Genomic DNA, 24,350 nt, shown 5'->3' on the forward strand with positions numbered 1-24,350 from the left:
ACGCTCCCCGGAGAACCTCCAGGAATTTCTCACCACAAATCGGCCCTGTCGGCTCAGGTCGTCAGGGCAATTTCGGGGCAACACCGGGAGCGGCACGACGTCTTGATGTGGACGTATCGCGACTCGGCCAGGAGTGTGCGGCTGTTGGGCATCAGGTGTTGTCGGGACTTGGTCAACACGCTTCAATGCGTGGGAACTCGGGGACCTGAACGGCGGCGTACGGATGTGAATACCCCCCGACGCCCCGACGGGGTGGCCCCGATCAGCCGCGCCAACGGTCTGACCAGCCGTTGTGATCAACCACAGAAAGGCCTCTGCATGCCGCACGCCACACAGCACGCGGACATCGCCGCCGTCGCCTCCGCGGAACTGGACACGGCCCTGCGAGGCGGCCCCTTCCATGCCGCCCTGCGCGCCGCGATAGCCGCCCGGGGACTGCCGCTCCAGCGTGTGCAGCACCATCTGTCGCGTCGCGGTGTGAAGGTCGGCGTCACCAGCCTGAGCTACTGGCAGCAGGGGGCCCGGCGACCGCAGCGCCCCGAATCACTGCGTGCGGTAAGGGCGTTGGAGGAGATCCTCCAGCTGCCGGAGGAGTCCCTGATCCGGCTGCTGTCCGAGGCCGACGACCACGCCACCCTCCAGCAGCCCGCGGCCCGCTCCTACCGCTCCCTGCTGGAGGCATCCGGCATGCTGGAGCGGCTGCTGGCCGAACTGGACTGTCCGGTCGACGGCGGCCTGCACACCCTCGCCCACCACGAGCGGGTACGGATCGGGGCACGCCGCGAACTGGCGGCGCGCGAATCGCACCACATCGTGCGCGCCCACAAGGACGGCGTCGACCGCTTCGTGGCCGTCCACCACGGCGACCCGGGGTGCACGCCGGAACGCATGACGGTGCACGCCCTGGAGAACTGCCGGACGGGACGCGTCCGTTGGCACCACGACACCGGTGTCCTCGTCGCCGAGCTGCTCTTCGGCACGCGTCTGCGGGCCGGCGACACCTATCTCTTCCGCTACCGCGTCGAGGACGGCACGGCAGACGTGTCCCGCGAATACGCCCGCGGCTTCCCTCTCGCGGGCGGCCAGTACGCCCTCCAGGTCGGTTTCGCCGCGAACGCTCTCCCGGCCCGCTGTCACCGGTTCGCCCAGCACTCCGCGGCGGCACCACGCAGTGGCCGCCAGGGACTCGCCCTCAGCGGGCTGCACCGCTCCGTCCACCTTGTCGAGCCACGGGTGCGGACGGGGATCGTGGGCATCGGGTGGGACTGGGAGTGAGCAGGCACCTCGGCGTGTCCTTGACCTGGCCGACCGCCGGCTTCTGATCCCGATACGCCTGACGTTCCTCGCGGCAGGTTCCGCCGCGGCATGTCTCCCTTCGGCCCGTTTCCCGACGGCACGCCTTCCGTCCGCCCGTGCGATCCCGGACGTAAACGATTGCGCAAGCGTTTACGCGCGGCTGCGAATGGGATACCTTCCCGGCCAGAAGTACCGCAGCGACCGGGGGACGCACGCTGCCCAGGGAGGGGATCTCGATGGCGACCATGGCCGACGTCGCGCGGCGCGCTGGCGTGTCCGTGGCGACCGTCTCGCATGTGCTGAACGAGACCCGCCCGGTGCTGCCCCACACCCGCCAGGCGGTGCTGGACGCCATGGAGGAGCTCGGCTACACGCCCAACACCCTGGCCCGCTCCCTGGTGACCTCCCGAACCCGGTCCATCGGTCTCGCGGTGTCGGCGATCAGCAACCCGTACTTCACGGAGATCCTCCAGGGCGTCGAGGCCGCCGCACTGGAACACGGCTACGGCCTGCTCATAGCCGACCCGCACGACGATCCGGAGCATGAACGCAAGGTCGTTCGGCTTCTGCACGAGCGCCGCGTGGACGGCATGATCGTCGCGCCCTCCGCCGACCCCCGCGAACTCCTCGCCTACCTCGGGCGCCACAAGGTGCCGACCGTCCTCCTCGACCGCGTGGTCGACACCCCGGCGGACGGCTCGACGCGCTTCGACCAGGTCTGCGCCGACAGTGCCGAACCCATGGCCCGGTTGGTCACCCACCTCGCCGGCCTCGGTCACCGGCGGATCGGTCTCGTTGCCGGCCTGCCCGGACTCAGCACCACCAGCGAGCGGCTCACCGGATACCGGGACGGCCTGGTGGCCGCCGGACTCCCCCACGACGAATGCCTCGTCGTGCACGGCGACTCCGAATCTGTCGGCGCGGAGCGGGCCACCGCCGCACTGCTGTCGCTCACCTCGCCGCCCACCGCACTCGTCACCGCCAACAACGCGATGACCATGGGCGCCCTGCGCGCCCTGCGCGCCCACGGCCTGTCCGTGCCCGACGACATCGCGCTGTGCTGCTTCGACGACTTCGCCTGGGCCGATCTGTTCTCTCCCCGGCTCACCGCGATAGCGCAGCCCAGCAAGGACATCGGCGCCCAGGCGGTGCGTGTGCTCCTGGACCGCCTCGCCTCACCGGACCGGCCCGCCCGGACCGTGCGTTTCCCGTGCACCTTCGTGCATCGCACCTCGTGCGGCTGTGCCGAACAGCCGCTGCGGTCGGGACAGGCCGGGATGCCCCTGAAGTCCGCCGAGCGACCTTCGCTGCCCGAGCGTGCCGGCCGGCCCCAGACGTCCGACAGCCCCGCACAGCCCCTGACGTCCGTGAAAGGAACCGTCTCGTGATCGTCGTCGCCGGTGAGGCCCTGATCGACCTGGTACCGCAGGGCACAGGTGCCCTCGCGAGCCTGAAGCCGGCGCTCGGCGGCGGCCCCTACAACACCGCCGTGGCTCTCGGCCGACTCGGCTCCCCCACCGCCTTCTGCTCGCGGACCTCATCCGACGCGTTCGGTGAGGCCCTGCTCGATGGGCTGCGGGAGGCCGGGGTGGACGTGTCGGCCGTGCAGCGCGGTGTGGAGCCGACGACGCTCGCGGTCGCCACCATCGATGACAAGGGCTCGGCCGCCTACTCCTTCTATGTCGAGGGCACCGCCGACCGGCTCTTCACGGCACCCGCGGAGCTGCCCGCGCAGACACGCGCGGTCTCCTTCGGCACCTGCTCGCTCGTCCTGGAACCTGGGGCGAGTGCCTATGAGGAGCTGATGCGCGGCGCGGCCGAGCAAGGGGTGTTCACCGCGCTCGATCCGAACATCAGGGCAGGACTGATCCCCGACCCGGATGGCTACCGGGCCCGGTTCAAGAGCTGGCTGCCCTCGGTGTCGCTGCTCAAGCTCTCCGAGGAGGACGCGCTGTGGCTGGGCGGCACGCCGCGCGAGTGGCTGGCCGCGGGACCTGCGGCCGTCGTGATCACTCAGGGCGGTGACGGGCTGACCGCTTTCACGCGGGACGGCGCGGTGCACTCCGTACCGGGCGAAGTGGTCGACGTCGTGGACACGATCGGTGCGGGCGACACCGTGAACGCGGCCCTGTTGCACGGCTTGGCCGCGCAGGACGCCTTGTCTGCCGAGGCGCTCGTGGGACTCGGCGCCGACGGCTGGACACGGCTGCTGCGGTTCGCGGCGCGGGCTGCCGCGATCACCTGCTCCCGGGCGGGCGCCGAACCGCCGTACGCCTCCGAACTGGGGGACTTCTAGGAGGCGTTCCTTCGGTCCGCTGCATTCCGCTGTTGAGGAGTCAAGGTCCTTCACGGCCGCCTGGATCGGGCCGCTGATGATCCAACGGGCGGCGCCCCGCGGGGAGTTCCCGCGGGGCGCCGCCCGTCTTGAGGATCTTTTCGAACCCGCTGCTCGCCTGTGTCAGGCCTTGCGGGCCCGCGTCGTCTTCTTCGCAGGCGTCGCCTTCTTCGTGGCGGCCGCCTTCTTCGTGGCCCCGGCCGCCTTGTCGGTGGCCTTGCTGTTGGCCGTCTTCGTGGTCCTGGCCGTCGCCGTCTTCTTCGCCACCGACCCCGCGGCGACCGCCTTTTTGGCCGCCGCCTTGCGCGGTGCCTTCACCGAGGTCGCGTCGCTGATGCGGTCGGGGTCGAGGATCTCGCGCAGGAACTTGCCGGTGTGACTGGTGGGCACCGCGGCGACCTGCTCGGGCGTGCCCTCGGCGATGACGAGGCCACCGCCGGCGCCGCCCTCGGGGCCCATGTCCACGAGCCAGTCGGCGGTCTTGATCACGTCGAGGTTGTGCTCGATGACGATGACCGTGTTGCCCTTGTCGACCAGGCCGGAGAGGACCTTCAGCAGCTTGCTGATGTCCTCGAAGTGCAGACCGGTGGTCGGCTCGTCGAGGACGTAGACCGTCCGGCCGGTGGAGCGCTTCTGGAGCTCGCTGGCGAGCTTCACCCGCTGCGCCTCACCGCCGGACAGCGTGGTCGCGGACTGGCCGAGCCGGACGTAACCGAGACCGACGTCGTTCAGCGTCTTGAGGTGGCGGTTGATCGCCGGGACGGCCTCGAAGAAGTCCATGGCCTCTTCGATCGGCATGTTCAGGACCTCGGAGATGGACTTGCCCTTGTAGTGGACCTCCAGGGTCTCCCGGTTGTACCGGGCGCCGTGGCAGACCTCGCACGGGACGTACACGTCCGGGAGGAAGTTCATCTCGATCTTGATGGTGCCGTCGCCCGCGCAGTTCTCGCAGCGGCCGCCCTTGACGTTGAAGGAGAAGCGGCCCGGCATGTAGCCGCGGACCTTCGCCTCGGTGGTCTCGGCGAACAGCTTGCGAATGTGGTCGAAGACGCCGGTGTAGGTCGCCGGATTCGAGCGCGGGGTGCGGCCGATGGGCGACTGGTCGACGTGCACGACCTTGTCGACGAGGTCGTCGCCGTCCACGCGCGTGTGCCGCCCCGGGACATTGCGGGCGCCGTTCAGCTCACGGGCCAGGTGCGTGTACAGAATGTCGTTGACCAGCGTCGACTTGCCGGAGCCGGACACGCCCGTGACAGCCGTGAAGACGCCCAGCGGGAACGAGACGTCGATGTCCTGCAGGTTGTTCTCCCGGGCGCCGTGCACCGTGAGGCGGCGGGAGGGGTCCTGCGGGCGGCGGATGTCGGGCAGCGGGATCGACTTCTTGCCGGCCAGGTACAGGCCGGTCTGCGACTCGGCGTTGGCGAGCAGCTCCTTCAGGGAGCCGCTGTGCACGACCTTGCCACCGTGCTCGCCGGCGCCGGGGCCGATGTCGACGATCCAGTCGGCGGTCTTGATGGTGTCCTCGTCGTGCTCGACGACGATGAGCGTGTTGCCCATGTCGCGCAGCCTGACGAGGGTCTCGATGAGCCGGTGGTTGTCGCGCTGGTGCAGACCGATGGACGGCTCGTCGAGGACGTAGAGCACGCCGACGAGTCCGGAGCCGATCTGGGTGGCCAGGCGGATGCGCTGGGCCTCGCCACCGGAGAGGGTGCCGGCCGCGCGGTTCAGCGAGAGGTAGTCCAGGCCGACGTCGACCAGGAACCTCAGCCGCTCGTTGACCTCCTTCAGCACGCGCTCGGCGATCTTCTTGTCGCGGGCGTTGAGCTTCAGCTCGCCCAGGAACTCCGCGCAGTCACTGATCGACATCGCGGAGACCTCGGCGATCGACTTCTCCATGATCGTGACCGCGAGGACGATGGGCTTCAGTCGCGTGCCCTCGCAAGTGGGGCAGGGCACCTCGCGCATGTAGCCCTCGAAGCGCTCCCTACTCGCGTCACTCTCGGCCTCGCCGTGCCGGCGCTTCACGAAGGGGACGGCGCCTTCGAAGGGCGTCGTGTACACGCGCTCTCGGCCGTACCTGTTGCGGTACCGGACCTCGATCTGCGTCTTGTGGCCGTAGAGCAGGGCCTTCCTGGCGCGCTGCGGCAGGCCCGCGAAGGGGATGTCGGTCCGGAAGCCCAGCGCGTCCGCGAGGGCGCCGATCAGGCGGCCGAAGTAGTCCTTGGTGTGGCCGTGCGACCAGGGGTGGATGGCGCCCTCGTCGAGGGACTTGTCCTCGTCCGGGACGATCAGCTCGGGGTCGACCTCCATGCGCGTGCCGATGCCGGTGCACTCGGGGCAGGCGCCGAACGGCGAGTTGAAGGAGAAGGAGCGCGGCTCCAGCTCCTCGAAGGAGAGGTCGTCGTACGGGCAGTAAAGGTGCTCCGAAAACATGCGCTCGCGCTCGGGGTCGTCCTCGGGGAGGTCGACGAAGTCGAGCACGATCATTCCGCCGGACAGCCCGAGGGCGGTCTCCACGGAGTCGGTGAGGCGGCGCTTGGCGGAGTCCTTCACCGTGAGGCGGTCGACGACCACCTCGATGGTGTGCTTCTCCTGCTTCTTCAGCGTGGGCGGGCTGGAGAGCTGGATCGTCTCGCCGTCCACACGCGCGCGTGAGTAGCCCTTGGTCTGGAGGTCGGCGAAGAGGTCGACGAACTCGCCCTTGCGCTCGCGCACCAGCGGCGACAGCACCTGGAAGCGGCTCCCCTCCGGCAGCTCCAGGACCCTGTCGACGATGGCCTGCGGCGACTGGCGGGAGATCGGCCGGCCGCACTCGGGGCAGTGCGGCTTGCCGATGCGCGCGAAGAGCAGACGCAGGTAGTCGTAGACCTCGGTGATGGTGCCGACCGTCGAGCGCGGGTTGCGCGAGGTCGACTTCTGGTCGATGGAGACCGCCGGGGACAGACCCTCGATGAAGTCGACGTCCGGCTTGTCCATCTGACCGAGGAACTGCCGGGCGTACGACGACAGCGACTCCACGTAGCGCCGCTGTCCCTCAGCGAAGATGGTGTCGAAGGCCAGCGAGGACTTGCCCGACCCCGACAGGCCCGTGAAGACGATGAGCGAGTCGCGTGGCAGATCGAGCGAGACATTCTTCAGGTTGTGCTCGCGCGCGCCACGGACGATGAGACGGTCGGCCACGCCGGTCCGCACCTTTCTTGAGAGAAGCGACAAGGGGGCGAGGCCCCCGTGTGTTCTCGGACTCGAGTCCCCCCGTGCTTTCTCAGACTAGGGGGCGCCACTGACAACGCCGGTCGGATTCCCCGATGCGGTAACAATCCCGGGCCATCCAGCATGCCCGACGCCACGACCGACCCTATAGCACGCGCATTCGATTTACGGCACTCGTTCACCACCTTCACCCAAAGGTGTGGCGGGACTAGTGTCAGCACCATGATTGATCACGCTCGTGACCTGGTGTCTGTACGTGAAGCGACCGATCGGCTGCTCACCGCAGCGGCCAAACTGGACAACGCCTCGGTGGCCGAGCCGTCACGGCTCCCCGGCTGGAGCCGCGGCCATGTCCTCGCGCACATCGCCCGCAACGCGGACGCCCTCGTGAACGTCCTCGAAGGACGCCCCATGTACGTCTCCGCCACCGCCCGGGACGCCGACATCGAGCGCGACGCCCCGCGCACCCTCGACGTCCAGCTCGCCGACGTGCGCGAAAGCGGCGGCCGCTTCCAGGAAGCGGGTGCCGTGCCCGCGGACTGGGCACGCACGGTCGAGCTGCGCAACGGGGTCACCGACGCGGCGGCCCGGGTGCCGTTCCGGCGCTGGGTCGAGGTGGATCTGCACCACGTCGATCTCGGAATCGGGTACGAGCTGGAGGACCTGCCGGCGGAGTTCGTCGAGCGGGAGATCGACTTCCTCTCGGAGCGTTTCGCCGGCCACCCCGATGTGCCGCCGACCGAGCTCACGGACGGCACGCGCGCGTGGAGCACGGGCCGGGAGGCGGACGCTCCCGAGGTCACCGTCCGCGGCACCGCACCCGACCTGCTCGGCTGGCTCGCCGGGCGGCGCGACGGGTCGGGGCTGACGGTGGCGGGCGGCTCGCTGCCGTCGCTGCCCCCGCTGTAGCTCCGGGAGGGGCCTCGTCCTGTAGCGCCGCGAGGGGCCCTAGTCCGCGTAGCGCCGGGAGGGCCCCCGTCCGCCCGGCCGCTATAGGCTGCTGACATGACGTACAGCGGACAGGTGACGGTCGGTGGCCCCGCCGACGTGCATGAGCTCAAGGACCTGATGATCACGAAGATCGCGGTCGGCCCGATGGACAACAACGCCTATCTGCTGCGCTGCCGGGCCACGGACGAGCAGCTGCTGATCGACGCCGCCAACGACGCGGACACGCTGATCGGCATGATCGGTGACGACGGCATCGCGTCCGTCGTCACCACGCACCAGCACGGCGACCACTGGCAGGCGCTCGCCGCGGTCGTCGAGGCCACCGGCGCGCGCACGTACGCCGGCCGGGACGACGCCGACGGCATCCCGGTGCCGACCGAGGTCCTGGTCGACGACGGCGACACCATCCGGGTGGGGCAGGTGGAGCTCACCGCGCGCCACCTGGTCGGGCACACCCCGGGTTCGATCGCGCTCGTCTACGACGACCCGCACGGGCATCCCCATGTGTTCACCGGGGACTGTCTGTTCCCGGGGGGTCCTGGACGGACAACAAATCCGGTGGACTTCACGAGCCTGATGGACGGCCTCGAAGAGAGGATCTTCAGCCCGCTTCCCGACGAAGCGTGGGTCTATCCGGGGCACGGCAACGACTCCACGATCGGCGCCGAGCGGCCGCATCTTGCGGAGTGGCGGGCCCGCGGCTGGTGATCTAAGCCGTCCTGGCCTACTCCCCCGGCGGCCCGTACTGCCAGCCGCTGCCCGTGCCGCGGTACTCCGCCACGGGGATTGGATGGACGCCCTCACGCATGCGTGAGCGGTACAGCACCCCGTGCAGGTGGTCGACTTCGTGCATCACGAGCCGGGCCATGCCGCGCTCGAAGATGGTGATCCGCTCCTGCCCGTCGATATCCGTGTGCTCGACGCTGATCGCAAGCGGCCGTGGGACCTTGCCGCGCACGTCGAAGAAGCTGAGACAGCCCTCGTACTGCTCGTCGGTCTCGGGCGATTCCTCGACGATGCGCGGGTTGAACAGGGTGATCAGCTGACCGTCGGGGGAGCGAACGATAGCGGCGGCCCGGTCGATGCCGATCTGCGTGGCGGCGACGCCCATGCCCTTGCCGAAGACGTGCACTTGCGAGGCGCGTTCGGCCGCGGAGACCAGCTCAGCAACTACCCGGCGGGCATCCTCGGCCTCGTCCGGGAAGCTGAAGGTGCGGGCCGCCTTGGTCAGGATCGGGTCGCCCTCCTGGACGATGCCGACCGCCCGCATCCTCTCGCTGGCCGTCGCCTCGGACTCCATCAACTCCAAGTTCTCCTCCTGGTCGGGTCGTGCACGGAACTTCCATTCCAGCCTGAAGCGGGCGTGCAGGGGCGGATCTTCGGTGGACCACGCAAAGACGCTGCGCCCGTTCTCCTGCGTCTGGCGTATGGCGGTGCGGAACGGCAGTGCGGCGGCCGTCATCGTCGTCTCGGTCCCCCACACCTGCGGCTTGAGCTCGGCCGGGAAGTCGAGGCGGACGCTGAGCTTGTGGGTAGGCAGGCGCACGGCGCGCTGGAACCAGGTGCCCCACTTGTCGTCGCCCACTGTGTAGCTGTACTCGAGCCATGCCGACTCGCCGGGGTACAGCGGGTAGCGGCCCTGGTCGTTCTCGAACAGCAGCCACAACTCTTTGAAGGCGTCGCGGTCATGCTGGACGCGCCACGTGAGCGGCTCGCCGTCGACGCTGGCCTGCAGCTGGATCTCTTCCCAGGTGAGCGGATGCTCCCGGAAGTGGGCGTTCGACCGCTCAGGGTTGCCCGGGAAGCGGTCGACGCTGATGCGGATCAGGTAGCGGGCGACGGGGTCCGGGCTGTCGTTGTAGAGCCGGCGCCGCTGGGTGGCCCGGTAGACGCGGCCGTCGTAGTGCAGCGACGTGTCCTCATGCTCCACGATCAGGTTGGCCGCGTGCGCGTCGCTGGAGCCGTTCCCCGCGGCCGGCTGGTGTGCGGTGGGGGTTCGCCCCTCGAGGTCGTTGTACGCCCGCACGAGGGCGCCGCCGGCCCGGAGTTCGCGGTCCGCTGAGTGCGCGAACGAGCTCGACGGCCGCTGCTGGCCGCTCTCCACCTTCGAGATGTACGAGGGGGTGTAGCCGACAAGGCGGGCGAGCGCGGTTTGGGAGAGGCCGCGTACATCCCTCCAGCGCTTCAGCTCCGCGATGAACGCTTCGTCTGGCTGCTGCTGGGTGGACATCGAGTCCTCTCCCCCTGTGCGTGTGAGTGATCTATGAGTGACTGCGGCTCAGACTGCCGTCACATGCTGCGCCCGCGGTTCCCTCGAGGTGATCACAACGCCCGACGCGAGGGGACCGCGATGCGTGCTTGCCGATCAGTTGCTATCCGACTTGGCCTCGGCCGGCGTGGACCAGGGGCCAACTGGCGGACGCTCGGGGAGCTTTGCGCCCGGACGCCGCATGTACCAGCGCATGAACTCCCTCAGCACTTCAGCTCGAGGGCCGCGCCTGTTCTCCGGATGCGCCGCGCGGGTGGCGTCGCCAAATGGGAACCACTCGTCATCGGGTGCGCGGAATCTGCGGGGGACGTCGTACTTCTCGTCGGTGGTCTCGGGCTCGGGCGTCATGCCCGGAGGGTACTGGTTCGTGGCTACAACAGGCAAGATCCTGCACCCGAATCCTGTTGCTACAAGATTCTTCCGCACACCGCTTGCTTTGTTGCTACAACAGGGTCTAGGTTTGTAGCAACGAAAGCGGCCCCGCCTGGTGCTACCGCCAAGTCTCACCAGGCAAGGGCCTACGGAACGCCTGCATACACAGGAGAACCGCTGTGAGCCATGCTCTCACGTCTCGCCAGCGCCACGTAAGCGCCGCCCAGGCCGTTGACCTCGGCGTCCTCTACTCCACGATCTCGGCCGGCATGCTGCTGGTCCGCCGCTACCTCACCGGCCGCGGCGTCGACCAGGCTTTCGCCGACCGGTACGGCTCCGCCTTCGGACGCACCGCGGCGAAGATCTACCGTGCTTCCAACAGCACGGAACCGCGCCGGGCTTGGTCCCTCGTCTCGGGCAAGTGGCGCCGTGTGAACGGCTACCTTCCCGCTGAGACGGATGTTCTCGACGAGGCCTACGCCGCCTACCCCCGCACCCGTGACTACGTCGTCACGGCTGAGCCGGCCCCCGCCGAGGACTGCCGGGTCCCCGGCTGTGACGGCAGCTGGCACTACGACGGGCAGTGCGTCGCTCAGCTGGGCGAGGTCTCCTTCGACGGCCAGGACAGTGGCCTTCCGGCGGAACTGGTGGCCAGCGAGGACACCCCCCTGCACATCGTGGCCTTCGCCTACGACCTGAGGTCTCTGAACCTGCGCCGCGAGATGCGCGACCGGGCGTCGGCCCACGACTTCGCGCAGCAGCTGCGCGCTCTCGCCGACGCCATCGACAACGCGTCCGCGCACCTCCCCGCCGCTAGCTGAGCGGTCCCAGACCTTCCATCTCGCGGCCGTCGCACAAGCGGCGGCCCCGGGGGAGCTCTCACCTTCCCACCGGGGCCTACGGCCGTATCTCGCCCACAACCAGGGAGAAGAACCGCTATGGCTCAGTCTGCCATCAGCAAGCTGTCCGTCGACCACCTGATGGACGCACCTCTGCAGCAGCTCATCGACGAGCTGGGCATCACCTACAAGGACGCCCCGATCACCGACGAGGCCTTCAGCGGCTACGCGTGGGTCGACAAGTCCGGGGTCGTCCTGGCCATGCCGACCGGCCGCTCCGAGCTGGAGCACGAGTGCATGGCCCGGTACCTCATCGGCCAGGCGTTCCGGGTCGACGGACTGCCGGAGCTCCCCGACATGTTCGCGGTCGTCGACGTCACCGCACCCTCCCGGGACTTCCAGAAGCAGCTGAACCAGGCTGACGAGGCCCTGCGCCAGGTCCGCGCCGGCGGTGCCGCGTGAGCAGCGACCGCTACTGGGCCCGTGAGCGGCCTGAGCTCCCGCTGTACGGGCCGACGGACCCGTTCGGCGACGAGGAGCACACCCCCGAGGTGATCGTGCGCGTCGACTTCCTGATGTCGCGCGAGCAGATCACGACGGCGCTCGGGATCGCGTGGGCGGAGATCGCCGGGGACCGCGACCCTGAGTCGCTGACCGTCGCCGAGGTGCGGCATGAGGTCGAGGCCTGGCTTGCCGTACAGGGGTTCTTCGAGCTCGACGAGCAGATGGAACGCGACCGGCAGCGCGTGTTCCCGCCCGAGTCTCAGCGCGCCATGCAGATCCTCGCCGCGGCCGTCGAGCGGGCGTACCCGCCGCGTCGTGAGCCCGAGCCGAGGCCCGTGCAGGCGCCCCGCTACGGGGACGGCACGGTGACGCTGCAGACCCTCGACCACGGCGAGATCACCATCGACGAGCCCCACTGGTGCGTCGGACACGACGGTGAGCAGATCGTGCAGCGCGTCGACGTCACCCACGTGGGCCGCACGGTCGCGGCCGAGGTGGAGACCGACGCGGGAGCGGTCGAGTTCCTGCCCGCCCGCATCAGCTGGGGCCCGTTCGCCGAGCTGCGGCCGGAGCCGTACCCGCTGGCGGACGTCGAGGACTTCCCCGCCATGGATCCCGCGCAACTGCGGGAGCTCGCCGCCGAGACGGCCCTGCACGCCGGCCGGCTCTACCGGCTCAGCAACGAGCTGGACCGGCTGCGGAGGGCCGAGGCGTGACCGACATCGACTACGCGGCCCGCTTCGAGGGTTTGAGCAGCGACCGACTGTTCGAGCTGGAGTACCCGAGCGGGGACTACGGCCGGCCGGAGGACTCGGACGCGCCGCGGGACTACGTCGAGCAGCTCCTCGTCGTCCTCGCGGATTGGCGCCAGGCGCTCCTCGACGGGACGCGGACGGACGCCGACGACTACCGGCGCTCGCTGGACTCGGTCCGCGAGGCGTGGCTGCAGTACAGCTTCCGCTGGGTCGGCGGCCCCAACCTCCCGTACCCGTTCGACCTGCCGCGGGCGGAGGTGGCCCTGTGAGCACGTCTCGGGTGCTCCTCACCACGGAGGAGCGCGGCCACTTCCAGTGCGCCATCGCCAAGCGGGACGGCCGGCGCTGCTTCTACTGCGGCCGCAACTTCAAGAAGCGGCCGATGCGCCGCAAGACCCTCGACCACTACATCCCGCACCGCATCTGGCCCGGGTGGGACGTCGACAACCTCGTCCTCGCCTGTGAGGGCTGCAACGTCGCGAAGGCGGACGCGCTGCCGTGGCCGCTGGTGTGGCTGCTGCTGGCCGTGTACCGGCCCGACGGATGGGAGCTGGCCGCATGAGCGCGCTCGTACACCGACCGACGGAACACGCGGCCGTGAGGGGCCTCAAGGCCCGTCCGCTGCCGCCCGCCGGCCGGGTCGCCGACCTCCTCATCGTCGCCCGCGCCACGGACGACAGGTACGGCGCCCGGCACTTCTCCGCCCTGCTCGACCGGATCCTCGGAACGGAGTCGAAATGACCACCTCGACCGCAGGTCGCATCGCAAGTGCCCCCCAGGCGACGACGTGCCCGGAGTGGTGCGACGGCGTCCACAACGCCGACTGTGACGGGAACTTCTTCCACCGCGGCCGGCTGGCTGTCGTGTCGGCGCCGGAGCGGTCGGCGATGCCGATCGAGACGGACAAGGACATGCGGGCGCCGATGTTGACCGCGCACCTGGTCCTCCCGGCCGGCCCGGAGGGCGACAACGAGCCCGCACAGATCAGCGTCGACACCGGCGACCTGTGGGGCCCCTACGCCGAGCTCGACGTCGAGCAGGCCGACGAGTTCATCCGCGACCTGAAGGAGTTCACCGCCTTCATGGAGCTGTACCGCGGCCGGCTGGCCGCACTGAAGGGAGAGCGGTCGTGAAGACACCGCCGATGTTCTACCCGCAGGAAGACGGCAAGCTCGTCGAGATCCCGGAGGAGCACGCCGCGATCCTGGAGCTGTACCGGGACCGGATGCCGGTCTGCTACGAGGTGCAGGAGACCGGGCAGCCGCTGCTGTACGCGCTCATCGACGTCGACGAGGAGCCCTACGGCACCCCGCAGCCGGGAACGCTGGAAACGGCCGCCCTCCGCGTGGCCCGCGCGCTGAAGGCACAGCGGCTCGGCAACGACCTGGTGCCCGTCGACTACCGAGTGCTCGCCCACGCGGCGATCCGCGCCCACGTGGCCGACATCGCCGAGTTCACGGCGGCATGCGCCTACGACGAGCCGGAAGCCCGGAGGCAGCGCTACGCCGGGCAGGAGGCCCGCCGGATCGGGCGCCAGCTGACGAAGACGGTCGAGTCCGCGGTGAACGCCGCCACGCCGAGCACGAAGAAGGTGTCGGCGTGAGTTGGCAGGAGACGGTGCCGAACCCTGAGCGGTTCGCGCCCGGCAGCCCGTGGTCGACGCACAAGTGGGACGACCAGGATCCGTACTGGTGCGACTCCGCGTGGTGGTGCCAGGCATGCGGTACGGGCTCGTTCAAGGACGCCGCGCACGAGCCCTGCCCGGGTCCGCAGCCGGACGTCGAGGGGGCGCCCAGCCGGGCCGTTCTGGTGGCCGCGAAGTAGCACGTCGAATCCCTAATGACCCCCTCCCCGAGGAGGGGGTCACGGGACCTCGAAACAGGCTGGTCGAATCCCAACAGCCCCCCTCTCTGAGGGGCGGGGTGTTTGGATCGCACGCTGCGACGACACGGCCCCGCAGAGGGCGCGTCGACCGCAGGTCGCAATCCAAGTCAAGGCGCTCTCGGAGCGCCCCGTGAGCGCGTTCATCCTGGCGCCAACTGAGCGCGCTCAGGGCGCCCGTTCTGTCGCCAGGAAGGGCGCCCCGGTGAGCGCCAGTTGGCGGCCGGAGCGAGCGCCAGAAGTGAGCGCGAGTTGGCGCCAAGAGTGAGCGCCAACTGAGCGCCAAGACGGGTACGTTTCCGCAGGCCGTTACCGATCTATCCCTGGCCCCCGGAGCCTTTTACCCCCAAGAGGTCTGCGCTCAACGCACACCCCCGCTCGGGCCCTCGGCCCGTGCCCGACGTAACCGGGCACGGTACGGGGGCCTTTCGTCTTGAGAGGATCTCCCGCATGAATGATCCGTCCCCTGAGAGGTTCGGCCGGTACGTCACGGAGGCCGCGCGCGCAGCTGGCTACGACATCGACTCCCCGCGCGGCGGCGGCAGGAAGGCTCTCGCCGAGGCGGCCCGCATGTCCGCCGCGAGCGTCAGTCGCATGCTCGCCGGGAAGACGGTCGTCCAGGCGGAGTCCCTGCGCCCGCTCGCCGCGGCCCTCGATGTGCCCTACGAGGATCTACTGAAGGTGGCTGGTCTCCTCGGCGGCCCCGCACCCGAGCCGCCGGAAGAGCGGCCACTCACACCCGCGGTCGCCGCCCGCCGGCTGGGGATCCGAGCATCGGAGCATGTGGCCGCGTTCGAAGTGCTCGTCGCCGCCCTTCAGCGCGCCGAAAGGGAGTGAACGGCCGGCCTCGTGCGCGCACGTGCGCGCGTAGCAGGAGAGGAGTTCACCCGTCGAGGGCGAGTGAACGACCGGGTGAACGAGTGAACGCGGGACGGAGAAGGAGGCCGCCCAGCCGGTGAGGTGGTCCGGAGACGCGACCATGATCCATCTCATTGTGTATATTCACCTCATTGAGATTGATCTTCGAGCTTCCGCCCCGCTGAACCTGGGTTGCCTGGTCAAGGAGATCTTGGGCGGCGATCCGCTGCCCGTCCTCCTCAATGGCGTCGATCAGTTTCCTGATTAGTCGCATCGACGCCCCCAACCCTTTCAAGGGCGGCGTGGTGACGAACTGCTCGAAGCGCCGATGCTCCACCTGGTCGCCTCGCTGGGTCACCGGAACCGACCTGCGGGAACGGCCGTTTGGTGAGGCGGTGAGGCACCCGGCGCAGACCCCGTTTGCACCCGGTTTTGACCCGGCGGCCGGGTCGTGACGCCGCAGGTCGAGGTCGTTACGGAGGTCGTGACAGGTCGTGATTCTGGGCCTTGAGGTCGTTACGGCGTAACGACCCATCACAACCCGGGTCACGGCCCTGACCTGGGGGGTCACACCCGCGTCACGACCTCTGTCACGACGTGGCTCTGACCTGCGTGACCACCGTGACCATGCAGGTCAGAGCCGTGGTCCGCTACCGGACAGGCACCGGACGCCAACTGGACAACCGCAGGTCGGCACTGGACGCGACACCGGACATGACTGGACAGCCCGCGCCCTCCTGGTGATCGTCTGTCCGGTTGCTGTCCGGTCGAAATGCCCGCTATGCACCCTGCCGAGACCCTGCCTTTCCGCAGGACGGACCGTGCCCGGAACCCTGCCTTGACCCTGCCCCGACCGGGCAGGGTCACCGCCGACCCTGCCAGCTTCGGGCAGGGTTCCGGGCAGGGTCGACCTGCAACGATGCAGGGTCGGGTACGGGTCCAGGCAGGGTACATAGCGGGGCAAAGCAGTCTGCCAGAGGTCTACCGAACCGCAGGTCGAGGTCTGCCGGGAGGTCTCCGGAGGTCTGCCATTCGCCGCCACAAGCTTGATCGTTTGGTAGACCTTGGCAGACCTCAACCCCCGGACGGGCAGGCGGACATGTGCCGGTTTGCCCCCGGACAGCTACCCGGACAGGGGGTGGACGCGACCCGGGTCACGTCCGGGTGCAAGATCATTACGTCCGCCCGTCCGTCCACCCACTTTGCCCCGTCTTGTTCCCCGGCTAGGAGGTGGATACCATCCGGCTTCTATCCACCCTCGGAGATCAACTATCCACCCCGCAAGACGGGGCATTCCGGGCGCTATCCGGGACGTCGTGGATGTTATACACGACGTCCGCCGAAGATCGAACTAGACCAATTCCCGGGGTCGCTTTGCCCCGATATCGGTACTGCTCGCGAGGTGCTCGGCACTGCTCGACCGCAGGTCAGAGCTGCTCAAGCTACTGCTCAAGAGGTGCTCGGAATCTGCTCCGAGCAGTAGCTGAGCAGTTGACTGAGCAGCCGTGACCTGCGACGGAGCACCTCTGAGCAGTGGCTGAGCAGCAGCTTGAGCACCCGACTTGCCCAGCTTTCACCCCCTTCCCCTGATGGTTCGTCAGGAGAGGTGTCGGCTCGCGTTGAGGTCGCGCTCGCCTCCGCCGCACGAGAGGGGCCTCCTTCCCCGGCCCTCGGCCGACGCATACGCTCGCGCGCATGGCTGACTTCCTCCAGGTATCTACGGCAACCCCCTCCCGCGACCAGGCCGTCGACCTCGCCCGCTCCGTCGTTGCCGAGCGGCTCGCGGCCGGCGCGCAGATCATCGGCCCCGTCATCTCCGCGTTCTGGCATGACGGAGAGTTCGGCATCGGCGAGGAATGGCAGCTGCTGCTGAAGACCACCCGGGCCCGCTACCCGGAGCTGGAGGCCCACCTGTTGGAGCACCACCCTTGGCAGAACCCGGAGATCGCCGCCGTCGCGATCGAGGCAGGGTCGAAGGGCTGCCTCGACTGGATTGCCGCGAACACCGCCCCGGCCGAATAGCTCAACTCCGCGCCTGCTCCAAGACGTCGGCGACCACGGGCACCGCCTGGTGCGTACTGAGCCGGCGCAGCACCGGATCCAGCCTTTCGCGGGGACGCACGGATGCCACCCCGGATGACAGGTCGAGCACGCGGCCCGTGACCGTGGCCGCCTGCTCGACCTCCCCCGCGGTCAGGTAGGAGTCGGCGAGCCACGACAGGTACAGCGCCTTGTCCCGCGCATGCGAGTCGTCGAACCGGGCGAGCGCGGACTCGAGGACAGGCACCGCCCGTAGCGGGCGGCGGAGCTCCGTCCAGCACCGGCCAGACATGATCTGCAATTCGGTCTCGTCGACCCATGCCGCCCAGTCCGGTTGCGGTGCGCCGTCGACCTCGGCGAGCGCCGCGTGAGCGGCTTCGAGAGCGCGCTCCGTCTCGTCGGCATGGCCCGCCACCGCGTGCGCCCACGCGAGCCGCTCGTACAACAGTGCCCGCACCCCGGGCGCGGCGTCCTGGCCGGCGGTGGCACACGACCGGGCCGCGGTTTGTACCGCATCGTGCCGGGCCTGCCGATCCCCGCGGAGTCCCTGGTACGCCAGGAAGGCGAGCGCGTTCCCGGCCAGCGCGGCATCCCCCGCATCCTCCGCAGCCTTCTGGCTCGCCTCGTACAGGCCGCGCGCCTCGGCATGCCGGCCGTCGTCGAACGCCGCCCACCCAGCCTGCTGCGCCTGCTCGGCGAGCACCGACAGCAGGGCGCGCCCCGTCTCCTCCGTGTACGAGCGGCGACGCAGCAGCGCCCTAGTGGAGTGGTACTCGCCGAGATAGGTACGGAAGGTGTCGCCGCCGCCGAGGACGTCGTCGAGGCGCCGCAGTCGGGCCGTGCGCTGGCGCAGCTTTCCGGGGAGGTCACTGCCGACCTTGCCGCCTGTCGAGGGGCGGGAGAGCTCGGGGAGACCGACGGCGAGGCTCGCCGCCGCGGAGGTCTTCAGGAACTCCCGTCGAGGTGCCACGCCGGCCGAGCCGTCACGGGGCGTCTCCCACGGGCGCGGGGCGAGCCCCACCATGTGGCCGGGAATCCGGAACGCGTCGGCGATACGAACGATCTTCTCGAACGTCGTCACCTTGCCGTCGCCCTTGGCGAGCGTCCCAACCCGCTCCGGCTTGATGCCGCACACTGCCGCGATCATCGAGTAGCTGATGCCCGCCTCGGCACGAGCGACATGGAACACGGTCCCGAAGTCGTGGCTGGCGAGCGCGGCTTTCACGTCGGGGCGCTCAAGAAGCTCTCGAGGGAGCGCGGTTGGCGGTTCGTGACCGGTCATGAGGTGCCCCGTCGCGCGTGGTGATGGCGTGGTCTGACGGTGAGGGTACCCATGATGGGTACCCCTCGGAGGGAAGTCAGAAGCCGTAGGCGCTCGCAAGGTTGAGCCTTCAGACCCCGGCGAGGTGGTGGCCTCCCGGGGCGTGGCCAACGCTTTCGAGGAGCGCCGACAGTGACCACTACTACCACCCACCCGCCAGCCGCCGAAGAGCAAAACCAGGCGCCGCCAGACGTCGCCACGATGCGAGAGACGGCTGCCCTCACCCTCGGCCCGGACGACGGACCGGATGCCCTCCCGCCCGGCGCCGCAGAGCTGGATACGCTCGACCGCACCCTGCGCGGCCACCTTGAGTTGCTCATCCCCGAGGTAGCGCAGGCGGCTGGCCCGCGCCCGAAGGACGTGCAGACGTACTGTGCGCTCGCCTGCGTCGGCGAGGCACGCCGGAAGCTGAGCGTCACGCCACGGCCCACGCTGGAGGCCCGCGTTGCCCACGCCCGGCGCCTGGCCCGAGTCCTCAACTCCCTGTGCGACCACTACGAGCAGCTCAGCGGACCAGCGTCGTGACCCCACTGCACGTGTGCCGCTACTGCGACGGGCTCATCACCGACCCCGACGACGCGGTAGCCGTCGCCCACGAGTTGGGCATGTCCGGCCCCGGCTGGACGGTGTGGGCGCACCGTGAACACGCCGCCCTCGTCGAGCCGAACGCGGACGCGATCCGGATCCTGGCCCGCGTCCTGATCGCACGCGCCCTTTCGGGCCACTGACCGGCCCCGCTCGTCCGTTACCCCCGTGGCGGATGGGCGGGGCCTCCGCACGGGGCGGGTTCTAGTCCATGGCGGACAAGCGGATCAGATCCGGGAACTCGCGCTTCATCAGCTCGAACACCTCGACCGCGAACCCTCGCGTCACCTGCTGGTCGGCCCACTGGTGACCCGCGTCGCAACGCATGAACGCAGGCGTCTCGCTGGTGTCCTCAACGTCGACCGTGACGACCAGCGCGTCATCCTGGGCGCACTCCGGGCAGGCGACGACACCCGCGGCCATGTCCAACCGCGGAAGAATCATCCGAGCAACCACGGTCATCAGACGCGCCCCCTGTCGAACTGGCGCAAAGCTTCCTTCATCTCGCCAACGAGCTGGTTCGCCACCTTCCTGCGGTCCGCTGGACTCGACAGTGATGCGTCCCTGATGACGATGTCCCCGAAGGTGACCGTGATCCCGCGGGCGCCGCCCCGCACCAGCTCCTCGAACATCGCGGTCTGCCGCGCGTCGAGGATCCGCTCCGGCCGGCCGGTGTCGTTCACGGCGAGCGTCGCCCCGGGCTGGAGCAGCCCGCCGGAGTCGAACTTGGCGGCCGGCGCGAAGCCCCACCGGGACGTGAACAGGCTGTCCTTGTAGGAGCGGGCGCCCTTGCCGATGACCACACCGTCGCCGCCGCGGCTCTCGACATTCACCCCGGCCAGCGTGCCCGCCGTGTGCCCCACACCGGCATTCGTGATGCCGATCATGTAAGGCGAGTTCAGGTTCCGCACCCAACCGGGCGGGCCGCTGGAGCCGCTGAACGAGCCGGTCGCCCACCGGCGGTGCGGACGTTCCCCACGGATTACGGACTCGATGCCTGAAACCAGACCTGAGCAGTCCCAGGAAGGGTTATTGTTTCCGCCCCATTGATACGGTTTGCCATTTTGCGTCCTGGCCCACGACAGGGCCCGCTGCACCGAGGGCCCGCCCGCGGCCTTCTTGTCCTCCTTGCCGAACCAGCCGAGCATCCCGTCGAGGGCCCGGTTCGACAGGCCCCGCATGAGGCTGCCGACGCCGCCGCCGGGGATCTGGTTGATGAGCGGCCTCACCATCGAGTTGATGGCCTTCTGTGCGGCGGCCTTGAGCCCGCCGACGACGATGTTCTTCGCCCAGGAGGCAACGGAACCGATCGCGCTGCTGATGGACCCGACGATGCCGCCCTCAGCGAAGTGCTGGGTGCCGGCCTGCTGGCGTTCCTTCTCCTGCCGCCTGGTGGGGTTGCCGCCAGTCCGGGTGGGCTTGTCCCGGCCGAGCATGGCGTCGATGCCGCGGTGGCCGCCGAGCTGGGCAACCTGCTGGTTGGACAGGATGCGTTCGCCGGGGGTGAGCATGGCGGGCACGGTGTCCGAGTTGCCCTGGCCGGGGACGACGCCGCCCTTGTTGAAGCCCAGCGAGATCGCGGGGAGAGTGAGCTTGCTGCTGATCTTCCCGGCGATCGTGTTCCACATGCTGCGGATGCCGCCGTACACGTTCTTGATGACCCACTTGACCGGTGCACCGATTGTCGACTTGATGCCGTTCCAGATCGAGCCGAGCCCGTTCTTGAGGTTGGTGAAGGCGCTCCTCATGCCTGAACTGAACTCGCTGATCTTCGTGCGGATCGTCGAGAAGATGCCCGTCACCTTGTCGCGGGCGCCGTTCCACAGGCCCGACCAGGCGTTGCTCACCGCGCTCCGCAGGCCGGACACGCTGTCGCGGACCCACTTCCACGCCCCGGACACCGACCCCTTCAGCCCGCTCCAGAACGAATCCCACCGTGCGCGGACGCTCCCCCACAGACCCTTCCACAGGTCGACGACCCAGTTCTTCAGCTGGGTGAACAGCTCCTTCGTCCGCGTCCACAGCTTGGAGAACCAGCCAATGATCGCCTTCACCATGTCGGGGACAATGCTGTTCCCGACGATGAGGTTGTAGGCCTCCTGGAACGGCTTGATCAGGTACTTCTTGACCCACTCCACCGTCGCCGAGAACGCCGACTTCACCGACTCCCACACACCGGTGACGATGTTGCGGAACGTCTCCGACTCGTGCCACGCGTAGGCGAACGCGGCAGCAAGACCCATGACCGCGAGCGCGACCAACGTGAACGGCGACGCAGCCATCACGGCTGAGAGGATCGCCTGCGCCGCCGTCACCGCGGCCGTGCCGATCGCCCACAGCTTCATGCCCGCCGCGATCCCGAGCACGGCGGCGGCAAGCGCCCCGAAGATCACGTGGTGGTCTCCGACGAACTGGAAGAACGCAGTCAGCGGTCCCTTGGCCGCATCCGCGATGGTCTTCACCAGATCCGCGAACGGCGCGAGCATCGGCACCAGCCCCGCAAGAGCCGCCCCCACGACGGTGGTCACCAGGGATGCGATCGAGTTGAACGCGGCGAAGATCCGGGTGAGCCCGTCCTGCATCTCCGGCAGCCCCGTCACCCGGCGCAGTTCCTTGAAGGCGTTGCCCAGCGTAGTCAGCGCATCCCCGCCGCCAGCCGCGGCCGCACCGAAGATGTTCCTCAATGACCCGAACACGTCAGCGAGGAGGCGACCGAACCGCTTCGCCACGTCGATGCCGTGATCGATGGCGTCCTGGAGCCGGCCAGACTCGAACGCGGCCGACAACTTCTTCGAGATCTCGGTGGACTCCCCGGCCATCGCCGTAGTGATCCGCTTGAACGCGGGCGACGCCGCGACCGACAACTGCACGAACGCCTGCGCGAACTGGCCCGGGATCTTCTTCAGCGGGCCGAAGCCCTCGTTCAGGCCCTGGAACATGCGGGTCAGCACGCCCTGGTCGGCGAGCCGGGTGAAGGTGCCCATCAAGTCGCGGGCCACCGCGTTGAGGCCGTCCGCGGCCCCGCCCAGCCCCACCCGCAGCGCAGGCAGGGACGCAGTCGCCATCGTGGTGAACGAATCCCCCAGGCCCTTGAACAGGCGATCCTGGACGTCGAGACGCAGCTCCGAGAACGCGGGGCCCATGCTGCGCACCGCGGTGACGAACTCCCGGGCGTTCGGCGACAGCTTCGCCATGGCCTCGGCGTACTTGTCGGTCTGCGCCACGCCCTGGGACTGCGCGGCGTTGACGGCCCGCTGCGCGTCCGCGAGGGCTTCCTGGGCGCTGCGGACCTGCCGCGCCGCCGCGACCTGAGCATCAGCCACACCCTGCTGCGCCTCGGCGAGGCGCTGCTGCGCGTCGCGGACCGAGTCGGCGCCGTCCTTCGCTGTCTGCGCGGCCTCGGCCTGCGCGTCCCCCACGTCGCGCGCCCGGTCGCCGACAGTGCGCTGCGCGTCGGCCACCTTCTCCTGCGCGTTACGGACCGTCTCCGAGCCCTCGACCCCGTCCGCGTTCGCCTCGGCAGTCTTCTCCCGCAGCCGTTCCGTCTCCGTCTGCTGTTCCTTCAGCCGCTGGACCGCCCTGTCGTAGCCGAGCTGCGCCTCGTCGATCTCTTCCTGAGTTGCGGCAGCGCCCTTAGCGCGGACGGCGGCGAGTTCCTTCTCCGCGTCCTGGAGGTCGAGGACAGCCTGACGCTGGTCCAACTCGGCGCTTACGAGCCGGTTGTTGAGGTCTTCCAGCTGATCCGCGGCCTCCTCACGCGCCTCGGTCAAATCCTCCTGCGCCTCCTTCGCGTCCCTCACCGCATCGGTCAGGCTGCGCTCGGCGTCGGCGACCCGGCGCAGCGCGGCCTGCCTGTCAGCTGCCGCCTGCACCTCGGCATCGCGAACGTCCTCGGCGGCGTCCCTCACCCGGGCCTGCGCGTCTTCGATCGCCCGCGCCGCGTCCTGCTGGGCCTCCTTCAGCGAGCGGGACGCACGGGCCACGTTGATCTGCGCTTCTGCCACCGCCCGGGCGGCGGCTGCCGCTGAGGCGCCGCTCTGCCCGCTCTTGTCGCCGGCGGCCTTGAATGCGGCGCCCACTCCTCTGAGGCCGACCGCGAGGGTCGCGACGGCGGTGACCAGGCCGCCGAGCGCCGGCACCGCGAGGGCGGCAGCCGGCCCGATCTGAACGAGAGAGGCACCGAGGGAGGCGACCGCGGGCAGTGCCGTCAACGCAGCGGCGGCCAGGGCAGCGAGGCGCGACGACAGCATGCCGGCGGATCCGGCCGCACCTCCGAGGCCGGACAGGATCCCGAGGGCGGCGCCGTCGACGTCGACACGGACGTTGACCGTGCGGCTACGGGTCAGCAGCGCCAGATCGTCCGCCGCGGAACGGGTGTCCGCGTCCGCGGTGATGCGGGCGGTGCGAGGCCGAGTGAGCAGCGCCAGGTCATCGGCGGCCACCCGCGTCTCAGCGTCCGCGAGGATCCGCACGGTGCGGTCGCGGGTGAGGGTGGCGAGCTGGGACTCGGCGAGCCGCCGCGCCGCCTCCTCCAACTCGGGCACAAGATTGACGGTCAGGTCACGGAAGCGGGCGCTGGACAGGGCAGACCGGTCGAGGACCGCCTTGACCTTCAGGTTGCGGTCGCGTGTGAAGCGGTCGAGCTCGGTACGGGCCTCGCGGTCGTCGAGCTTGACGCCGACGCTGACCTGATTCCGCCTGGACCGCAGCCGGTCCATGGTCCGGTTGTAGCCAGACTCGTCGGCCGTGACCTCGACATATCCCTCCGCAATGCGGAATGCGCCGGCCATCAGGCGGCCTGCAGATCGTCGGCGAGGAACCGGTCCAGCGGCAGACCGACTGCGTCGGCCATGGCGTCAGCCACGGGGATCGGGGGCACTGCTGTGCCGCGCTCATATCCCCACACGGACCAGGTGGAGCGCCCGATGCGGGCGGCGATGTCCTCGACGGAGAGGCCGGCGAGGCGCCGCTGATCGCGGAAGCGGGGGCCGTTGAAGGTACGGGGCACGGGGGCTCCCAGGGCGAGGCGTCGGCGGATACGGACGCGTCCCGCGGGCTCGAGGTGGGCCCGCTCGTCTCGCTCGGCGTTCGCATCACGCGATGGCCTCGCAGCCCCCATCCGGCTGCTCGTTCG

At 69.5% G+C, this 24,350-nt stretch carries 27 protein-coding genes; 19 read left to right on the forward strand and 8 right to left on the reverse strand.

All coding sequences use genetic code 11. The annotated features are described in order from the left end of the window. Nucleotides 1–318 precede the first annotated feature (318 nt). The 3 genes from OG254_RS12355 to OG254_RS12365 all read left to right on the forward strand — a co-directional run bounded on the left by OG254_RS12355 (nt 319) and on the right by OG254_RS12365 (nt 3,592). Complete coding sequence (locus OG254_RS12355; protein WP_405580613.1) at nt 319–1,275, forward strand: hypothetical protein; 957 nt, start codon at nt 319–321, stop codon at nt 1,273–1,275. A gap of 257 nt (nt 1,276–1,532) precedes the next feature. Further along, on the forward strand, nt 1,533–2,684 hold the full coding sequence (locus OG254_RS12360; RefSeq protein ID WP_405580616.1) for a LacI family DNA-binding transcriptional regulator: 1,152 nt from the start codon (nt 1,533–1,535) through the stop codon (nt 2,682–2,684). Next, entirely contained in the window at nt 2,681–3,592 is a 912-nt protein-coding gene (locus OG254_RS12365; protein WP_405580619.1) for a carbohydrate kinase, read from the forward strand. The genes OG254_RS12360 and OG254_RS12365 overlap by 4 nt, the downstream gene beginning before the upstream one ends. A gap of 162 nt (nt 3,593–3,754) precedes the next feature. Here the strand turns inward: OG254_RS12365 and uvrA are convergent, their stop codons facing one another. After that, nucleotides 3,755–6,811: an excinuclease ABC subunit UvrA gene (gene uvrA / locus OG254_RS12370; protein WP_405580622.1), complete on the reverse strand. Its 3,057-nt coding sequence runs from the start codon at nt 6,809–6,811 to the stop codon at nt 3,755–3,757. A gap of 252 nt (nt 6,812–7,063) precedes the next feature. Between uvrA and OG254_RS12375 the strand changes: the two genes are divergently transcribed. Both OG254_RS12375 and OG254_RS12380 read left to right on the forward strand, forming a co-directional pair. Beyond that, nucleotides 7,064–7,750, forward strand: coding sequence for a maleylpyruvate isomerase family mycothiol-dependent enzyme (locus OG254_RS12375; protein WP_405580625.1), 687 nt, complete (start codon nt 7,064–7,066; stop codon nt 7,748–7,750). Between the two features lie 96 nt (nt 7,751–7,846). Then, nucleotides 7,847–8,500 (forward strand): MBL fold metallo-hydrolase, encoded by a 654-nt coding sequence (locus OG254_RS12380; RefSeq protein ID WP_405580628.1) that lies wholly within the window; start codon nt 7,847–7,849, stop codon nt 8,498–8,500. Between the two features lie 16 nt (nt 8,501–8,516). Here the strand turns inward: OG254_RS12380 and OG254_RS12385 are convergent, their stop codons facing one another. Then, nucleotides 8,517–10,022, reverse strand: a complete 1,506-nt coding sequence (locus tag OG254_RS12385) for a peptide deformylase (RefSeq protein ID WP_405580631.1) — start codon at nt 10,020–10,022, stop codon at nt 8,517–8,519. 135 nt (nt 10,023–10,157) lie between these two features. Then, a complete protein-coding gene (locus tag OG254_RS12390) occupies nt 10,158–10,409 on the reverse strand; it encodes a hypothetical protein (RefSeq protein WP_405580634.1) in 252 nt (83 codons plus the stop codon). A gap of 203 nt (nt 10,410–10,612) precedes the next feature. Between OG254_RS12390 and OG254_RS12395 the strand changes: the two genes are divergently transcribed. From OG254_RS12395 to OG254_RS12440, 10 genes are all read left to right on the forward strand, one after another. Continuing rightward, a complete protein-coding gene (locus tag OG254_RS12395; RefSeq protein WP_405580637.1) occupies nt 10,613–11,254 on the forward strand; it encodes a hypothetical protein in 642 nt (213 codons plus the stop codon). Nucleotides 11,255–11,371: 117 nt separating this feature from the next. Then, complete coding sequence (locus OG254_RS12400) at nt 11,372–11,734, forward strand: hypothetical protein (protein WP_405580640.1); 363 nt, start codon at nt 11,372–11,374, stop codon at nt 11,732–11,734. Beyond that, nucleotides 11,731–12,492 carry a DUF6907 domain-containing protein gene (locus OG254_RS12405; protein WP_405580643.1) on the forward strand — a complete coding sequence of 254 codons (762 nt, stop codon included), beginning with the start codon at nt 11,731–11,733 and terminating at the stop codon, nt 12,490–12,492. Before OG254_RS12400 ends, OG254_RS12405 begins: the two co-directional genes overlap by 4 nt. Beyond that, a complete protein-coding gene (locus tag OG254_RS12410; protein WP_405580646.1) occupies nt 12,489–12,800 on the forward strand; it encodes a hypothetical protein in 312 nt (103 codons plus the stop codon). The genes OG254_RS12405 and OG254_RS12410 overlap by 4 nt, the downstream gene beginning before the upstream one ends. Further along, on the forward strand, nt 12,797–13,093 hold the full coding sequence (locus tag OG254_RS12415) for an HNH endonuclease (RefSeq protein WP_405580649.1): 297 nt from the start codon (nt 12,797–12,799) through the stop codon (nt 13,091–13,093). The genes OG254_RS12410 and OG254_RS12415 overlap by 4 nt, the downstream gene beginning before the upstream one ends. Beyond that, nucleotides 13,090–13,272: a hypothetical protein gene (locus OG254_RS12420; protein ID WP_405580651.1), complete on the forward strand. Its 183-nt coding sequence runs from the start codon at nt 13,090–13,092 to the stop codon at nt 13,270–13,272. Before OG254_RS12415 ends, OG254_RS12420 begins: the two co-directional genes overlap by 4 nt. Next, nucleotides 13,269–13,664, forward strand: a complete 396-nt coding sequence (locus OG254_RS12425) for a DUF6907 domain-containing protein (RefSeq protein WP_405580654.1) — start codon at nt 13,269–13,271, stop codon at nt 13,662–13,664. The genes OG254_RS12420 and OG254_RS12425 overlap by 4 nt, the downstream gene beginning before the upstream one ends. Next, entirely contained in the window at nt 13,661–14,134 is a 474-nt protein-coding gene (locus OG254_RS12430) for a hypothetical protein (protein ID WP_405580657.1), read from the forward strand. The genes OG254_RS12425 and OG254_RS12430 overlap by 4 nt, the downstream gene beginning before the upstream one ends. Beyond that, on the forward strand, nt 14,131–14,355 hold the full coding sequence (locus OG254_RS12435) for a hypothetical protein (RefSeq protein ID WP_405580660.1): 225 nt from the start codon (nt 14,131–14,133) through the stop codon (nt 14,353–14,355). Before OG254_RS12430 ends, OG254_RS12435 begins: the two co-directional genes overlap by 4 nt. Before the next feature lie 507 nt (nt 14,356–14,862). Beyond that, on the forward strand, nt 14,863–15,249 hold the full coding sequence (locus tag OG254_RS12440) for a helix-turn-helix domain-containing protein (protein ID WP_405580662.1): 387 nt from the start codon (nt 14,863–14,865) through the stop codon (nt 15,247–15,249). A 46-nt stretch (nt 15,250–15,295) separates the two neighbouring features. Here the strand turns inward: OG254_RS12440 and OG254_RS12445 are convergent, their stop codons facing one another. Then, nucleotides 15,296–15,628 carry a hypothetical protein gene (locus OG254_RS12445; RefSeq protein ID WP_405580665.1) on the reverse strand — a complete coding sequence of 111 codons (333 nt, stop codon included), beginning with the start codon at nt 15,626–15,628 and terminating at the stop codon, nt 15,296–15,298. Between the two features lie 254 nt (nt 15,629–15,882). On the opposite strand from OG254_RS12445, the gene OG254_RS12450 reads away from it, so the two are divergent. Continuing rightward, on the forward strand, nt 15,883–16,014 hold the full coding sequence (locus OG254_RS12450) for a hypothetical protein (RefSeq protein ID WP_405580668.1): 132 nt from the start codon (nt 15,883–15,885) through the stop codon (nt 16,012–16,014). A 951-nt stretch (nt 16,015–16,965) separates the two neighbouring features. Then, on the forward strand, nt 16,966–17,292 hold the full coding sequence (gene cutA / locus OG254_RS12455; RefSeq protein ID WP_405580671.1) for a divalent-cation tolerance protein CutA: 327 nt from the start codon (nt 16,966–16,968) through the stop codon (nt 17,290–17,292). Between the two features lies 1 nt (nt 17,293). Here the strand turns inward: cutA and OG254_RS12460 are convergent, their stop codons facing one another. After that, complete coding sequence (locus tag OG254_RS12460) at nt 17,294–18,535, reverse strand: XRE family transcriptional regulator (protein WP_405580674.1); 1,242 nt, start codon at nt 18,533–18,535, stop codon at nt 17,294–17,296. 228 nt (nt 18,536–18,763) lie between these two features. Between OG254_RS12460 and OG254_RS12465 the strand changes: the two genes are divergently transcribed. Continuing rightward, nucleotides 18,764–19,156: a DUF6415 family natural product biosynthesis protein gene (locus tag OG254_RS12465; RefSeq protein WP_405580676.1), complete on the forward strand. Its 393-nt coding sequence runs from the start codon at nt 18,764–18,766 to the stop codon at nt 19,154–19,156. Next, nucleotides 19,153–19,359 (forward strand): hypothetical protein, encoded by a 207-nt coding sequence (locus tag OG254_RS12470; RefSeq protein ID WP_405580678.1) that lies wholly within the window; start codon nt 19,153–19,155, stop codon nt 19,357–19,359. The genes OG254_RS12465 and OG254_RS12470 overlap by 4 nt, the downstream gene beginning before the upstream one ends. A gap of 61 nt (nt 19,360–19,420) precedes the next feature. Here the strand turns inward: OG254_RS12470 and OG254_RS12475 are convergent, their stop codons facing one another. The 3 genes from OG254_RS12475 to OG254_RS12485 are packed head-to-tail and all read right to left on the reverse strand — an operon-like array spanning nt 19,421 to nt 24,224. Continuing rightward, the gene (locus OG254_RS12475; protein ID WP_405580681.1) at nt 19,421–19,678 is read right to left on the reverse strand and encodes a hypothetical protein; all 258 of its coding nucleotides are present in this window, start codon (nt 19,676–19,678) and stop codon (nt 19,421–19,423) included. Continuing rightward, nucleotides 19,678–24,006, reverse strand: coding sequence for a hypothetical protein (locus OG254_RS12480; RefSeq protein ID WP_405580683.1), 4,329 nt, complete (start codon nt 24,004–24,006; stop codon nt 19,678–19,680). Before OG254_RS12480 ends, OG254_RS12475 begins: the two co-directional genes overlap by 1 nt. Beyond that, nucleotides 24,006–24,224 carry a helix-turn-helix domain-containing protein gene (locus OG254_RS12485; RefSeq protein ID WP_405580686.1) on the reverse strand — a complete coding sequence of 73 codons (219 nt, stop codon included), beginning with the start codon at nt 24,222–24,224 and terminating at the stop codon, nt 24,006–24,008. Before OG254_RS12485 ends, OG254_RS12480 begins: the two co-directional genes overlap by 1 nt. Nucleotides 24,225–24,350: the final 126 nt, after the last annotated feature.

It is taken from the genome of Streptomyces sp. NBC_01092, from assembly GCF_045039535.1.
Lineage (GTDB): Bacteria > Actinomycetota > Actinomycetes > Streptomycetales > Streptomycetaceae > Streptomyces.

What these genes read in the sequence shown, in the direction of transcription:
- OG254_RS12375 (WP_405580625.1), top strand. Translation starts at nt 7,064, where the DNA reads ATGATTGATCACGCTCGTGACCTGGTGTCTGTACGTGAAGCGACCGAT.
- OG254_RS12380 (WP_405580628.1), top strand. Translation starts at nt 7,847, where the DNA reads ATGACGTACAGCGGACAGGTGACGGTCGGTGGCCCCGCCGACGTGCAT.
- OG254_RS12400 (WP_405580640.1), top strand. Translation starts at nt 11,372, where the DNA reads ATGGCTCAGTCTGCCATCAGCAAGCTGTCCGTCGACCACCTGATGGAC.
- OG254_RS12425 (WP_405580654.1), top strand. Translation starts at nt 13,269, where the DNA reads ATGACCACCTCGACCGCAGGTCGCATCGCAAGTGCCCCCCAGGCGACG.
- OG254_RS12480 (WP_405580683.1), bottom strand. Translation starts at nt 24,006, where the DNA reads ATGGCCGGCGCATTCCGCATTGCGGAGGGATATGTCGAGGTCACGGCC.
- OG254_RS12390 (WP_405580634.1), bottom strand. Translation starts at nt 10,409, where the DNA reads ATGACGCCCGAGCCCGAGACCACCGACGAGAAGTACGACGTCCCCCGC.
- OG254_RS12355 (WP_405580613.1), top strand. Translation starts at nt 319, where the DNA reads ATGCCGCACGCCACACAGCACGCGGACATCGCCGCCGTCGCCTCCGCG.
- cutA (WP_405580671.1), top strand. Translation starts at nt 16,966, where the DNA reads ATGGCTGACTTCCTCCAGGTATCTACGGCAACCCCCTCCCGCGACCAG.
- OG254_RS12420 (WP_405580651.1), top strand. Translation starts at nt 13,090, where the DNA reads ATGAGCGCGCTCGTACACCGACCGACGGAACACGCGGCCGTGAGGGGC.
- OG254_RS12385 (WP_405580631.1), bottom strand. Translation starts at nt 10,022, where the DNA reads ATGTCCACCCAGCAGCAGCCAGACGAAGCGTTCATCGCGGAGCTGAAG.
- OG254_RS12360 (WP_405580616.1), top strand. Translation starts at nt 1,533, where the DNA reads ATGGCGACCATGGCCGACGTCGCGCGGCGCGCTGGCGTGTCCGTGGCG.
- OG254_RS12440 (WP_405580662.1), top strand. Translation starts at nt 14,863, where the DNA reads ATGAATGATCCGTCCCCTGAGAGGTTCGGCCGGTACGTCACGGAGGCC.
- OG254_RS12475 (WP_405580681.1), bottom strand. Translation starts at nt 19,678, where the DNA reads ATGACCGTGGTTGCTCGGATGATTCTTCCGCGGTTGGACATGGCCGCG.